Genomic DNA, 13,157 nt, shown 5'->3' with positions numbered 1-13,157 from the left:
TATGGGCCAGGGCTGTATTGCTGCTATGATGCTTCTGTTGTGTCACTCACTTGTACGTCCTGTTCGCTACGCGGCATTGTGCAACAGGTTTTTGTTGTTCAATGTTCTTTTGTTCAAAGTTCAATGTTGCTGGCTTTTTCGTTCATCATTCCTTGTTCCTTGTTCGATATTCTCCAGGTCCGTGTTGTTCAATGTTTTTTGTTCAAAGTTCAATGTTGTTGGCTTCGTCATTCATCATTCCTTGTTCCTTGTTCGATATTTTCTTCCCTTGGTGCGTGTCTTCACGCACCAACCTATCCGGGTCTGAACAGCCGCCCAAAGAACCGAACGATAAAAGTAGTGCGACGCAACCGGCGATGCCATGAAATGCCGCCGTCCGCCACCAAAAATATAGCATCATTCCGTATACTATAAGATGGTAACATATAACCTGTTGCCACACATAGCCATGCAAGCTAATGAATTACTGTTTACAATTTCGTAACAATTCGGTTATTATAACTTAACCGCACAGGCCCGCTTGCAGCCTGGCATACATCTACTTTTGCCGCTGAAATAAATACACACTAACACATACGGCTTATGAAAAAACTATGCATGGCCATTATTGGCGTTTTTGCATTTTTTGTTGCCTTCTCACAAACCGGCGCAGTAAAAATTAAAGTAGTTGACGAACATAACCTGAACCTTCCCGGTGCAGATATTACTGTTAATGGTTCTAAAGCCAAAGCGGTAACAGACGCTAACGGAAGTGCTTTATTGTATGGTTTTACACAAGGCAATTACCAGTTAACAGTTACCTATATAGGCTACGCTACTGAAACGATAACTGTTGCAAACAACAGGCAGGAAGTAGTGGTACGGCTTAAGCCGGGCTCTTCTTCTTTGAAGGAAGTGGTTGTAATGGGCGACAGGCTGAAAGGCCAGGCCAGGGCGTTAAACCAACAAAAGAACAGCGACAATATTACCAATATCATCAGTGCAGACCAGGTGGGCCGTTTTCCCGATGCCAACATAGGCGATGCCATTAAGCGTGTGCCGGGCATTACCATGCAAAACGACCAGGGCGAAGCACGTAATATTGTTGTACGCGGTATGGGCCCGGAGTTTAACTCTGTTACATTCAATGGCGAGAGAGTGCCATCTGCTGAAGGTGATAACCGCCGTGTGCAGATGGACCTGATACCTTCGGACATGATACAAACCGTAGAAGTAAACAAAACACTTACCGCCGATATGGATGCCGATGCTATTGGCGCTTCAGTAAACCTGCTTACCCGTGCCGCCCCTAATGGACTGCGCCTTTCGGGTACCCTGGCAGGTGGTTACAACAGCATTCGCGACGGGTTTATCGGTACCGCCAATTTTATTGCAGGCAACAGGTTTTTAGGCAATAAGCTGGGCGCTGTTATCAGCGGTTCGTATAACAGGAACAAATACGGCAGCGATAACGTAGAAGCTGTGTGGATGAAAGATGCTAACGGAAAGACTTTCATTGGCGACCATGACATTAGGGTATATGATGAGCTAAGGATACGCAGAAGCCTGGCGCTTTCGCTGGATTATAAAGTCAACCCCTACAACACCATTTATTTTAACGGCAGCTATAACTGGCGTGATGATAAAGAAAACCGTTTTCGACTGAGGCATCGCTACCGTGGCGATGAAGAAGATTACGCGGATGATTTGATATACGATAACAGCGGCAACATTACCGGTTACCGTAACGGCGAAGTACTTCGCCAAACCAAAGGTGGCCTTGACAATGGCCGCAGCGAAAATCGCCGCCTGGAAGACCAGCGGGTGCGCTCTTATGCATTACGTGGCGATCATCTCTTTGGTACGCTTAAAACAAGCTGGAGTGTACAATATGCAAAAGCTTCTGAAAAAAGACCGAACGAAAGGTATATCGCCATGGGCAGGAGAGGGATAGAAATCGGTCAGGATATCAGCAATCCAGAGCGCCCATTGTTGACTGATAATACGCCGCTTACCGATTATACCAGGATGGATGAACTAACAGAACAGTTCCAGGACCAATACGAACGTGACTGGAATGCGAAACTGGGTTTTGAACTGCCGGCATCCATCATAAGCGGCCAGAAGGGCAAGCTGTTGTTTGGCGGGCGGTTGAGGTCTAAAAAGAAAGTGCGCAACAATAACTTCTTTTCTTATGAGCCCGTTGGCGCTAATGAAGATCTGTATGACAACATAGCCATGTTGCCATTGCAGGACAGAACGGTGAAAGGATTTTATCCCGGCAGCCAGTATGTGGCCGGACAGTTTATCAACCCGCAATTCCTGGGCGGCCTTAATCTGAAAGATGCCAGCCTTTTTGAAGAAAGCGACGAGCCATCTGAATACCTGGCCGGCAACTTCTCCGCTAAAGAAACCATTACGGGCGGCTACCTGGCATTAAAACAAAACATAACTGAAAAGTTTGCCGCCAATGTGGGTGTACGCGTTGAGCATACAAGTATAAACTATACCGGCAATGTGGTGGAAGAGGAAGAAGACCTGAAGGGTACGGAAACTTTTAAAAACAGTTATACCAACATATTTCCCAACGTAAACCTGAAGTACGACGTTAGCAATAGTTTTGTTATTAAGGCTGCTTATACAAATTCTATCGCAAGGCCGCGTTACTACGATCTTGTTCCTTACTTTAACATACTGCCGGGAGACCAGGAGATGAGCGCCGGTAACCCCAAAATGAAACCGGTTAAGTCCGCTAATTTCGACCTGATGGCCGAAAAATATTTTAGCTCCGTTGGCATACTTTCCGGCGGTGTGTTCTATAAGAAACTCAGCAACTATTTTTATACTTACATAGACAATAACTACAGCCGCGAAAAATTTGCTGCAGATTTTCCTACTGTGCAAAATCCTATCGAAGAGGGTGACCGTTGGGATTTCTCTCAACGCCGCAATGGGGATGGCGCTACCGTATATGGCGTAGAAGCCGCATTACAGCGCCAGTTTGATTTTCTGCCCGGCTTTTGGAAAGGGTTCGGCATTTACTTAAACTACACCTACACCCATTCCAAAGCTGATGGCATTTATGGTTCTGATGGCAAACTCATCCGCAGCAATGTGAAACTGCCCGGTGCTGCACCGCATATTTTCAATGCTTCATTATCTTACGAGAACAAGAAAATAGTGGCACGCCTGTCTGCCAATTACACTTCTTCTTATGTTGATGATGGCGACGATGCGGGCTATAATGAAGACGCATTCTTTGACCGTTATTACGACAAACAATTTTTCCTGGATGCCAATGCCTCTTATGCGTTAACCAGCAAGTTCAGGGTGTTTGCTGAAGCCAATAACCTTACCAACCAACCCCTGCGTTATTACCAGGGCATAAAAGACAGAACGGCCCAGTTGGAGTTTTATGGCCCAAGGTTTAACCTTGGTGTTAAATTCGATTTGAACAAATAGCATCTTAAAACAGGCGGCCTCTAAAGCTGCCTGTTTGTATCTTCACTACGCATTCTTTTACATGAAATCTTTTATAGCAGCAGCCAGCCTTGTATCTTTTGCCTTTTTCTCGTGCAATTCATCCACACCCGGCAATGCTGTTACAGACAGCAATGCCGTTAAGCCTGCTGTGGTAACAGAAAAAGTATTGACAGACAGCGACGACCCCGCCATTTGGATTTCACCAACCAATAAAGACAGCAGCATTATTGTAGGCACAGATAAAGATGACGCCAACGGCGGGCTGTACGTGTTTGGCCTCAACGGAAAAATAGATAGCGCCAGGACTGTAGCCGGCCTGAAGCGCATGAATAATGTGGACATAGCCTATGGCCTGCAACTTTGCGGCCAACGGACAGATATTGCAGTTGCAACAGAGCGTGACCGCAATTGCATCCGCATATTCAGCCTGCCAGCCATGCAAGCCATTGACGGTGGCGGTATTGAAGTATTTAAGGGTGAAACAGAGCGGTTACCGATGGGTATAGCCCTTTATACAAGGCCTGCGGACAGCGCCATTTATGCAATTGTAGGGCGTAAGTCAGGCCCTGCGGAAGGCTACCTGGAGCAATACCTTTTAAAAGATAGTGGTAACGGCCAGGTTACAGCCCAATTGGTGAGAAAATTTGGCAAGTATTCCGGTAAAAAAGAGATTGAATCCATCGCTGTAGATAATGATCTGGGCTACGTATATTATTCAGATGAGCAAACCGGCATCCGCAAATATTATGCTGACCCTGCCAAAGGAAATGAAGAGCTGGCTATGTTTGGCCAGGGGCAGTTTAAAGAAGACAATGAAGGTATTTCGATTTACAAACTCACCGATAACACCGGTTATATTCTTGTAAGCGACCAGGCCGCCAACCGCTTTAATGTGTACGCCCGTGAGGGCGATGCCGGTAACCCGCATTCGCATAAGCTGCTTGTATCTATTCCTGTTTCCACCAACCAAAGCGATGGCAGCGATGTTACATCGGTAAGCCTGCCCGGTTTTGAAGGCGGCCTCTTCGTGGCCATGAGCACCGATAAAACTTTTCAATTGTACCGCTGGAAGGATATTGCCGAAAAGGCAGGATTGAAAACGGCAGGCTCGAAATAATTTTTCTGTAGGCTATCCAGGTCTTGGAATTGAAGTTTATCCCCACTTGCGATTTACCATTCACGACTTACGATTAGGATACCAGCAATATAACCGGTGGCATCTTCGTTGCGTCGCAATCCTTTCATCGTTCGGTTCATTGGGCGGTTTTTCAGACCCGGGTAGAGCAGAGCATAACATGACAATCGTCAAGCATAAATACTATTGTCCCTGCGTTTGATTTTTTTCCAGGGGAAAACTGCCGGAAACCATCTGCCCCTTTTGATTGGTTTCAATAAAAACATTACCATTTAAAGTCTTAATCCGGTTGTAGATGGTGGAGATACCCATTCCATTCTTCTTGCTGTTGTTCATTCCTTTTCCGTTGTCCCTAACTTCAAAATAAGTTTCATTTTCGCGTACCAATAGTACCACATGTATTTCTGTTGCCCCGGAGTGTTTCAGGCTGTTAGTAACAGCTTCTTTTAAAACGCGGTATATTTCCGCATGTTGCTGCATATCCAGCCGGCGCATTATTTCCGCTTCATCCATCGTTACGGTAATCCTGGTGCTGCTATCCTTTCCGAACCTCAAAGAAAGGGTGTGTAAAAGTGCTGTAACATCGTAACATTCAGGTGTATCATGGGTGCTAAGTTGATGTATAAAATTGCGGGACTGCAGGTATACATTATTGGTTTCATCTTCAACATCCTGGAGTACCTCCCTGGTTTCCTGGCTGTGCGCATTTCTTTTAAGATCGCTGATGAGAAACCGCAAGGCAGCCAGGCCGCTGCTTACTTCATCATGTATATTGGCGGATATGGTTTCCCGTTGCCGGGCCATTTCTGTTTCCCGTTGCTGCTGCTGTTGCAGGCGTTCAGTTTCTAACTGCTGCTCCATGGCCAGCAACTCGTCCGCCAGTTTTTCACCGTCTGCCCTTCTTTGCATCTGCTGTTTTTTGTTGTACCGGTACAGCAATAATATTATAATCACCAGTAGTAACACTACCAGCACGCCTGCAACAATTATCTTCACCCTGCCTGCCCTGGCTTTAAGATTATCCCGTTGCAGTATAGCTATGTGCGCTTCTTTCTGTACCGCGTTATATTTTTTTTCGCTTTCAAAAATTTTACCGCGTTGCGTTATGAAGGCTATTGAATCTGAATATCGGGAGAAGGCTTCATAATATTGCAGGGCATCACGCCAGTAACCGTGAGATTTTGCATGCAGGTACAACACCTGGTTTTGCAATTGCAATTGCTCAAAACTTTTTTCATACAGTTTAAGTTGTTTTAACGTAACAATGCCTTCCGGTTTTCCCAATGCGTACAGGCACAGGCCGCGGTATAATTTTGCCTCGTTAGGTACAAAGCCAAAATGCGTGTAGGCCGGCATCAACGAAGAGTCAAAATATCGAATGGCATTATCGTACCGGCCCTGCAGGTATTGCAGTTTGCCAAGCATAAAAAAACACTGCATGTACCAAAGCCTGGATTGCTGCTTTTTAGCATCAATTACCTGGTGGAGCAACCGGTAAGAGCTGTCAGCGTATGGTGCCAACTTTTCTTCTTTGTACAGTTGCATAAACAGGTATGCTTTATCCATCATAAAAAAGGTGAAATCATCATTCCACCTGGCGGTCGCAGGCAATAGCCTCAGGCATTCGTTGGTATAATGCAATGCCTGTTTGTACAGCAAAAGCCGGGTATAAATAAGCAGGTAAGCATTGTTAGCAACAAGGGCTAAATCATTATCAACCGGTTCGCCGGCAACAGACATGCCTTTGTATAGAAAGTTAAGGGCTGAATCTTCTTTAAACCAAACTGCATAATAGGTCGCCATGCTGAGATAAGCTTTTGCAGATTCCTTATTTAAAGAACTGTTACCTGCCGCGTAGTGAACCGCCTGTTCACAGTAATGCAATGCTTTGTGGTAATCAAGAACTACCTCGTAATAATTAGCTATGGCTAATGCATAGAGAACCGTTTTTCTTTGACTGGGTTCCTGCTGCATGGCTTGCTGCAGGTCATGAACTATAAGAGAAAGTTCAGCCTGGTAGTGGTTGGCGAAGCTTACATTCAGCTTCCGTAGTAAATTTATTTTTTCGAGACTAGATAGTGCCAGGCGGTTTGCAGGGCGCAAGCTGTCAGGCAGTGCCCGGTAAAAGCTATCGCTAACTTGTGCAGTGGCTGAAAAAAAACATGAAGCTGCCAAAAGCAGCACCATCAGAAGGTAACGGATAGATTGCATAGGTGATGTGAATTAAAGATTGTTTTCAAAATTATCTCAAAAGAGAATGAGTGCGATCAATAAAACCGGAAGGAAATGGTTTTAAACAAGTAGCCGGCGCCTGGCAATGAGGCTAACACGTTGAACAAACAACCATTACTTTTGCGCTCACAACCAGATTTTGTATGAGGTATTTATTTATTTCCTGCGTTTGTTTCTTAGTGGTCATGATGTTTGCTGCCTGTTCGCCAAATAACGTTACTGTTGACGACAGCCTGAAAAAGTATTTCGACGAAAACCATGTAACGGGCACTTTCGGCTTGTTTGACAATGGGCAGGGGCAGTTCAGCATCTACAACCTTTCCCGTTTTAAAGACTCTGCCTATTTGCCTGCTTCAACTTTTAAGATTGTTAATTCACTAATAGGGCTGGAAACCGGTAAAATTTCCGGTCAGCACATGGTAATTAAATGGGATGGCGTTACCCGTAAGTTTCCCGGTGGAGACACCGCGAGTGCCTGGAACAAGGATTTGACCATGGAGGAAGCTTTTAAAGTTTCAGCCGTACCCTATTACCAGGAAGTGGCAAGGCGCATCGGAAAAGATACCATGCAGCGTTTCCTGGATACCCTGGGTTACGCTTCCAGATACGGCAGGGCCATTGTAAGAAAAATTGACAGTTTCTGGCTGGATAACTCCATAAAGATTACCGCCGACGAACAATTAGGGCTTGTTAAAAAGCTCTACTTCGACCAGTTACCTTTTCGCAAAAAAACCACGCAGGATATTGTAAAGCAAATCATGTTGCAGGAAGATAATGCCAACTATAAGCTCAGCTATAAGTCAGGCTGGGCCAATACCGAAAACGGCGATGAACTGGGTTGGATAATTGGCTGGATAGAAGAAAACAAGCACCCCTACTTTTTCGCTCTCAACGTAGATGCGCCTCCCGGTACCAACTTACAGCCTATTCGTATTAAATTACTTAAAGATATTTTGAAGCAGTATGGATTTATGGAGGGGAAGAAGTAGCTACCTGTTATTGATTTCACATTTCCTTTTCAATCTCCTCTATAGATTTAAGAAATGATTGATTGGATAATTTTTTCATTAATTGCCCTGCTGATTATAGTTCTGGTGGCGGCCTTTACAAAACGGTACCATAGCGGCAAGGGCGACGGCGAAAAGCTTTCCGTTTTTACCCTGGTTATGGAATTGGCAGGCGGTTTTTTGGAATAACATCGGTATTATTAATCCCGAAAAATACCAGGGATAACTTGCATTTGGCGTAATGCTTGTAGATTGCAGGGTAGATTACTTACATGCTGTCATTTAAAAATATAGAATACCTTATTGCGTTGCTGGTAATTGTGCCGCTGGTATTTCTTTTTCTCAATACGCTGTATTGGAAAAAGAAAACCAAAAAAGCTATTGGTGATAATAACCTGGTGGATGCCCTTACAAAGAATTATTCTTCCCGCTTTTTCAGGATAAAATTTATGGTGCTGCTGGTTGCGGTTGCCCTATTGGTTATTGCGGGGGCTAACCTGCGTAAACCATCTCCGCAGGATGATGAGAAAAGGGCAGGTATTGACATTATGGTGGCGCTGGATGTTAGCCGCAGCATGCTGGGGGAAGATGTAAAACCTTCCCGCCTGGTAAAAGCCAGGCAACTGGTAAGTGTGCTGATGGATAAGCTGGATAATAACCGCATAGGGCTGGTATTATTTGCCGGCCAGGCTTACCTGCAAATGCCCTTAACGGCTGATATTGCCGCCGCTAAATTGTTTATAAGCAATGCTACGCCGGATGTGATACCCGTACAGGGTACGGTGATAAGTGACGCATTGCAGGTTTGCAATAATTCCCTGGATACAAAAGAAAAGAAATACAAAGCCATATTGCTGATAACAGATGGCGAAGACCACGATGCCCGTATTGAGCAAACGATAAAACAGTTGTACGACAATGGGGTTATTGTAAACACTATCGGCGTGGGTACAACCGAGGGTTCCACCATTATAGACCCGGTTACCAATGAACCCAAAAGGGATATTAACGGGCAAACGGTTATAACAAAATTAAATGAAGCAGAATTGAAGCTGATAGCTGAAAAAACCGGCGGCGTTTACCACCGTCTTGATAATACCGCTAACGTGGTGGCGGACGTTGCCGGAACGATTGACGGGATGAATAAAAAACTGATAACAGGGGAGGGGAGTGAAAAGCATTACGCCTCATTTTTTCCGTTGTTTATCGCCTTGGCCCTGCTATTGCTGGTGGGTGAAGTGTTTATACCGGAAGTGAAAAAATTAAGTAAATGAAGCAGCTTATTATTTTATTGTTGTTTGTTTTACCGGTGGCCGCACTGGAAGCCCAGCAAGCCAATCTGCTGGTAAAAAAGGGTAACGAAGAGTATAAGAAAGGTGAGCTTAAAAAAGCCGAAGAAAACTACCGTAAGGCCCTGGAGAAAGATGGTAGTAACAGCGCTGCCAGTTTTAACCTTGGCAATGCACTGCAAAAGCAAAACCAGGGTTCGGAGGCGGAGAAAGCTTACGATAAAGTCATCAACAGCAATGCGGATAACACTTTAAAGTCCAAAGCCTGGTATAACAAGGGCCTGGCTGCTTTAAACCAAAAAAAGTTGCAGGATGCCGTTAGCGCCTTCAAGCAATCGCTTAAGATGAACCCGGAGGATACGGACACCCGGGAGAACCTGCAAAAGGCATTGCAGGAACAGAAAAAGCAACAACAGCAGCAACAGGAAAACCAGCAGAAGAAAGATAAGCCTAAAGAAAAGGAGCAGCAGCAAAAGCCTAAGGAACAAAAGCCTGAGCAAAACAAAACAAAGCTTTCTATGAAGCAGGCCGAGCAATTGCTTAACCAGTTACGGGAAAGAGAAAAACTGTTGCAGCAGCAATTGCAAAAACAAAAAAGTAATACCCAGCAGCAGGAAAAAGACTGGTAAGCGCAAGGGCGTTTGTGGGCCGGGCTAATACCCGCTTAAATGTCGCCATGAAAAACTACAGTACACGCTGTGCGACGCAAGGAACGATGCCATGAAATATTCACTGCCGGGTCCATAATTCTACCCGGTAATAACAAACGGATACCTTAACATGATACAAAATATGAAAGTAAAAATATGGTTAGCAGCGGTTGTGTTGTCGGTAACACTTTTTTCTTGTCTTGACACTGAAGAAAAAATAGTGATAAAAAGCGACGACAGCGGCACCTACAGCCTTAATGTTGATATGGGCCGTATGATGCAGTATATGAAAGCCTTTGCATCGCAAAAGGAGGAAATACAGGAAATGCTGAAGGCAAAAGATACCACCATACTGTTCAGCAGTTTTATTGATACGGTTTCTCAGCTTACAGCACAGGAAAAAGAAATGTTGCATGATGGCTCTTTAAACATGCGTGTGGATGAAGAAAACGATGAAATGAAATTATCTTTTTTGGTGCCGTTTAAAAACATAGCGCACCTGCAATATTTAAAGCAGCATTTTCCTGAAATGCTGGGGAAGCTAAAAGCTGCCGATAAAGCCATGGGCGGTGATGGCAACAAACAGGCCATGAGTGGTAATGCCAACCCCGGCGGCATGATAAACCCAGCAGCGCAGGCCTACTCATTCAGTGCGGAAAAGAACAGCATCAGTAACAGGCTGGTGGACAAAGCCGCTTTGGAAAGCGTGTTTTCCGGCGATACCCTGCAAATGGTTAAGCAGGCCTTGCCCATGATGGGCGACATGAACTACAAAACTGTTTTTGTATTGTATAAGCCGGTAAAAAGCTTTAACGGCGCCAATGCAACCACTTCGGAGGATAAAAAGACGGTTACGTTCAGCAGCAGTTTGTCAAAGTTGTTTGAACAGCCGGAAGCGTTTGAGTATAAGCTCGAATATTAGGATGGGTAATATTTTCATAAACGTGGGGGATAGCCGCCCACGTTTTTTTATGGGCGGCACTAAATCAGACCGGGTCATTCATTTTAACTGCATCATCAAGTTTAATATGCCTTGCACAAGAAAATTCTACTGCTGAAATCACAGTGGTACAAAGCTTAATCAGGGCCAACGGAAGAAACGTGCTGTATATCGTTTCTTCCTTGACTTTTTTTGTTACTTTTTTGTGTCAAGACAAAAAAGTAAATAAGTTTTATGTAATACTGGATGTGCGACACCCAAAACTCACGTTAATAATAAGTTTCACTAATAGCGGTACAGTTAATATTTTTGCCGCCAAACCATAAATGAAGCGTACCAAACGCTTTGATACAAACTAATTTACCGGTAATGATAGATAAACTGGAAGCCATAAAAGCAAGATTTGAGCAGGTGGGTGTGGCGCTTACCAATCCTGAGGTAGTAGGCAATAACAAAGAATTCAGCAGGCTTAGCAAAGAATACCGCCAGTTAGAGAAAATTGTGCAGCCTTTTGAGCAGTTTAAAAAAGTAATGGCTGACTACGAATTTGCCAAAGAAGCTTTAAATGGCACTGATGAAGACATGCGTGAGCTGGCCAAAATGGAGCTGCCGGAATTGGAAGAGCAAAAAGATACGCTGGAAAAGCAATTACGCAAGTTGCTGATACCGAAAGACCCGCAGGACGATAAGAATGCTGTACTTGAAATACGAGCCGGTACTGGTGGCGATGAAGCCAGCCTTTTTGCCGGTGATCTGCTGGGCATGTACCTGCGTTACTGCGCTAAAAAAGGATGGAAAACAGCCGTGGTAGATGAAAGTGAAGGCACGGTGGGCGGCTATAAAGAAGTGGTGGTGGAAGTGCAGGGCGAAGATGTATATGGCACGCTTAAGTTTGAAAGCGGTGTACACCGCGTACAGCGGGTGCCCGATACAGAAACGCAGGGCCGTGTGCATACATCCGCGGCAACAGTGGCGGTAATGCCCGAAGCGGAAGAAGTGGACTTTGAGTTAAACCCTGCCGATGTAAAAATGGAAACAGCACGCAGCGGGGGCGCCGGCGGGCAAAATGTAAACAAGGTAGAAACCAAGGTAATGTTAACCCATATACCCACAGGCACCGTGGTGGTTTGCCAAACTGAGCGCAGCCAGTTGGGTAACCGCGAAAAAGCCATGACCATGCTGCGTACCAGGCTGTATGAAGAGCAGGTACGCAAACACGAAGAAGAAATAGCCCGCCACCGCAAAACGCTGGTAAGCACCGGCGACCGCAGCGCTAAAATACGCACTTACAACTGGCCCCAGGGCCGCGTTACAGACCACCGCATTGGCCTTACCTCTTACAATCTCGACGCGGTTATCAACGGCGAAATAGACGAGTTTATTGAAGCCCTGCAGGTAGCCGAGAACGCCGAAAAAATGACCAATCAGGAAACAGTGTGATGGTGAGGAGTGAGTGGTGAGTAGGGAGTAGTGAGTAGTGAGTGGTGAATAGTGAGTGGGATACTGGTAACCGGCAACTTTTTTTATGGGCCCGGCAGGAGGTATTTCATGGCATCGCCTGTTGTGTCACTCACTTGTACGTTCTGTTTTTCATGGCGGCATTTAAGCGGGTATTAAGCATCCACATCCTCTTTTATATCCTTTTCAAATTCATCTATGGCTGGCCATTACGAATTATTTAAAGACGGTTACAGCATCAGTACCAACCCGGCAAAGCTTGATATAGCTGTAATACATCAGTATCTCTCGGTAGAATCTTATTGGGCGCAAAACATACCGTTGCACATTGTTGAAAAATCCATTGCCAACTCCTTGTGTTTTGGGTTGTATCATAATAACGGGCAAATAGGGTTTGCCCGCCTGGTGACCGATAAGGCCACCTTTGCCTACCTGGCCGATGTGTTTGTACTGGAGCCACACCGCGGCAAAGGATTGTCCAAATGGCTGGTGCAGTCCATTCATGCCCACCCCGAGTTACAAACCCTGCGCCGCTGGATGCTCGGCACCAAAGATGCGCATGGGCTGTATGAACAATTCGGCTGGAAACTGCTGGATGAAGGAGCCGCGAAACGGTTTATGCAGCGGCATAATGGCGCGGTGTATGGGGGGTAGGGGTAGGTGCAAGGAATGGCTATGTTTTGGCGCTTATGAAAATTTAATGTGATAACTTTTTGGCGGAATGAAAAAGTTATTTTTACTTCGTCAGCGATAAGTACCATTAGAAAACAACAACCACTAAATCAATATTCAACTGAAGAACTCTGCTTATAGCCCAGCCCTGGTAGCGGTAATGATGGTAATCATTCCCCTGCTTGTCTTGATAGTACCCACTTACAGTCAGCGTTCATCTGCTTCAGATTCTTCTCAAAACATTTTACAGGAAAACGTTTCAGAAAAGTCATTAAATGCCATCGAAGGCAAATATGCCGGCCTTACTTCCTC

Annotated in this window: 10 protein-coding genes; 9 read left to right on the top strand and 1 reads right to left on the bottom strand. The window is 45.2% G+C overall.

Going from position 1 to position 13,157, the window contains the following annotated elements:
- Positions 1–582 precede the first annotated feature (582 nt).
- Together F0364_RS06285 and F0364_RS06280 are read left to right on the top strand one after the other, a co-directional pair.
- Positions 583–3,441 (top strand): TonB-dependent receptor, encoded by a 2,859-nt coding sequence (locus F0364_RS06285; RefSeq protein WP_153796918.1) that lies wholly within the window; start codon positions 583–585, stop codon positions 3,439–3,441.
- A 61-nt stretch (positions 3,442–3,502) separates the two neighbouring features.
- Positions 3,503–4,579: a phytase gene (locus F0364_RS06280; protein ID WP_153796917.1), complete on the top strand. Its 1,077-nt coding sequence runs from the start codon at positions 3,503–3,505 to the stop codon at positions 4,577–4,579.
- Between the two features lie 201 nt (positions 4,580–4,780).
- Here the strand turns inward: F0364_RS06280 and F0364_RS06275 are convergent, their stop codons facing one another.
- Positions 4,781–6,808 carry a sensor histidine kinase gene (locus tag F0364_RS06275; RefSeq protein WP_153796916.1) on the bottom strand — a complete coding sequence of 676 codons (2,028 nt, stop codon included), beginning with the start codon at positions 6,806–6,808 and terminating at the stop codon, positions 4,781–4,783.
- Positions 6,809–6,972: 164 nt separating this feature from the next.
- On the opposite strand from F0364_RS06275, the gene F0364_RS06270 reads away from it, so the two are divergent.
- The 7 genes from F0364_RS06270 to F0364_RS06240 all read left to right on the top strand — a co-directional run bounded on the left by F0364_RS06270 (position 6,973) and on the right by F0364_RS06240 (position 12,827).
- The gene (locus F0364_RS06270) at positions 6,973–7,818 is read left to right on the top strand and encodes a penicillin-binding transpeptidase domain-containing protein (protein WP_153796915.1); all 846 of its coding nucleotides are present in this window, start codon (positions 6,973–6,975) and stop codon (positions 7,816–7,818) included.
- A 54-nt stretch (positions 7,819–7,872) separates the two neighbouring features.
- The gene (locus tag F0364_RS06265; protein ID WP_153796914.1) at positions 7,873–8,025 is read left to right on the top strand and encodes a hypothetical protein; all 153 of its coding nucleotides are present in this window, start codon (positions 7,873–7,875) and stop codon (positions 8,023–8,025) included.
- A gap of 83 nt (positions 8,026–8,108) precedes the next feature.
- On the top strand, positions 8,109–9,110 hold the full coding sequence (locus tag F0364_RS06260) for a VWA domain-containing protein (RefSeq protein WP_153796913.1): 1,002 nt from the start codon (positions 8,109–8,111) through the stop codon (positions 9,108–9,110).
- The gene (locus tag F0364_RS06255) at positions 9,107–9,754 is read left to right on the top strand and encodes a tetratricopeptide repeat protein (protein WP_153796912.1); all 648 of its coding nucleotides are present in this window, start codon (positions 9,107–9,109) and stop codon (positions 9,752–9,754) included. The genes F0364_RS06260 and F0364_RS06255 overlap by 4 nt, the downstream gene beginning before the upstream one ends.
- Before the next feature lie 163 nt (positions 9,755–9,917).
- Positions 9,918–10,697 carry a hypothetical protein gene (locus F0364_RS06250; RefSeq protein ID WP_153796911.1) on the top strand — a complete coding sequence of 260 codons (780 nt, stop codon included), beginning with the start codon at positions 9,918–9,920 and terminating at the stop codon, positions 10,695–10,697.
- A 387-nt stretch (positions 10,698–11,084) separates the two neighbouring features.
- On the top strand, positions 11,085–12,155 hold the full coding sequence (prfA, locus tag F0364_RS06245) for a peptide chain release factor 1 (protein WP_153796910.1): 1,071 nt from the start codon (positions 11,085–11,087) through the stop codon (positions 12,153–12,155).
- A gap of 216 nt (positions 12,156–12,371) precedes the next feature.
- Positions 12,372–12,827 carry a GNAT family N-acetyltransferase gene (locus F0364_RS06240; protein WP_153796909.1) on the top strand — a complete coding sequence of 152 codons (456 nt, stop codon included), beginning with the start codon at positions 12,372–12,374 and terminating at the stop codon, positions 12,825–12,827.
- The last annotated feature ends 330 nt before the right edge of the window (positions 12,828–13,157 follow it).

Origin of the sequence: Foetidibacter luteolus, assembly GCF_009650435.1 — a bacterium.
GTDB classification, from domain to species: Bacteria; Bacteroidota; Bacteroidia; order Chitinophagales; family Chitinophagaceae; genus Foetidibacter; species Foetidibacter luteolus.
Note: the sequence above shows the minus strand (reverse complement) of the source record. Positions and strands in the feature narration are given on the sequence as shown.

What these genes read in the sequence shown, in the direction of transcription:
- F0364_RS06285 (WP_153796918.1), top strand. Translation starts at nt 583, where the DNA reads ATGAAAAAACTATGCATGGCCATTATTGGCGTTTTTGCATTTTTTGTT.
- F0364_RS06280 (WP_153796917.1), top strand. Translation starts at nt 3,503, where the DNA reads ATGAAATCTTTTATAGCAGCAGCCAGCCTTGTATCTTTTGCCTTTTTC.
- F0364_RS06275 (WP_153796916.1), bottom strand. Translation starts at nt 6,808, where the DNA reads ATGCAATCTATCCGTTACCTTCTGATGGTGCTGCTTTTGGCAGCTTCA.
- F0364_RS06270 (WP_153796915.1), top strand. Translation starts at nt 6,973, where the DNA reads ATGAGGTATTTATTTATTTCCTGCGTTTGTTTCTTAGTGGTCATGATG.
- F0364_RS06265 (WP_153796914.1), top strand. Translation starts at nt 7,873, where the DNA reads ATGATTGATTGGATAATTTTTTCATTAATTGCCCTGCTGATTATAGTT.
- F0364_RS06260 (WP_153796913.1), top strand. Translation starts at nt 8,109, where the DNA reads ATGCTGTCATTTAAAAATATAGAATACCTTATTGCGTTGCTGGTAATT.
- F0364_RS06255 (WP_153796912.1), top strand. Translation starts at nt 9,107, where the DNA reads ATGAAGCAGCTTATTATTTTATTGTTGTTTGTTTTACCGGTGGCCGCA.
- F0364_RS06250 (WP_153796911.1), top strand. Translation starts at nt 9,918, where the DNA reads ATGAAAGTAAAAATATGGTTAGCAGCGGTTGTGTTGTCGGTAACACTT.
- prfA (WP_153796910.1), top strand. Translation starts at nt 11,085, where the DNA reads ATGATAGATAAACTGGAAGCCATAAAAGCAAGATTTGAGCAGGTGGGT.
- F0364_RS06240 (WP_153796909.1), top strand. Translation starts at nt 12,372, where the DNA reads ATGGCTGGCCATTACGAATTATTTAAAGACGGTTACAGCATCAGTACC.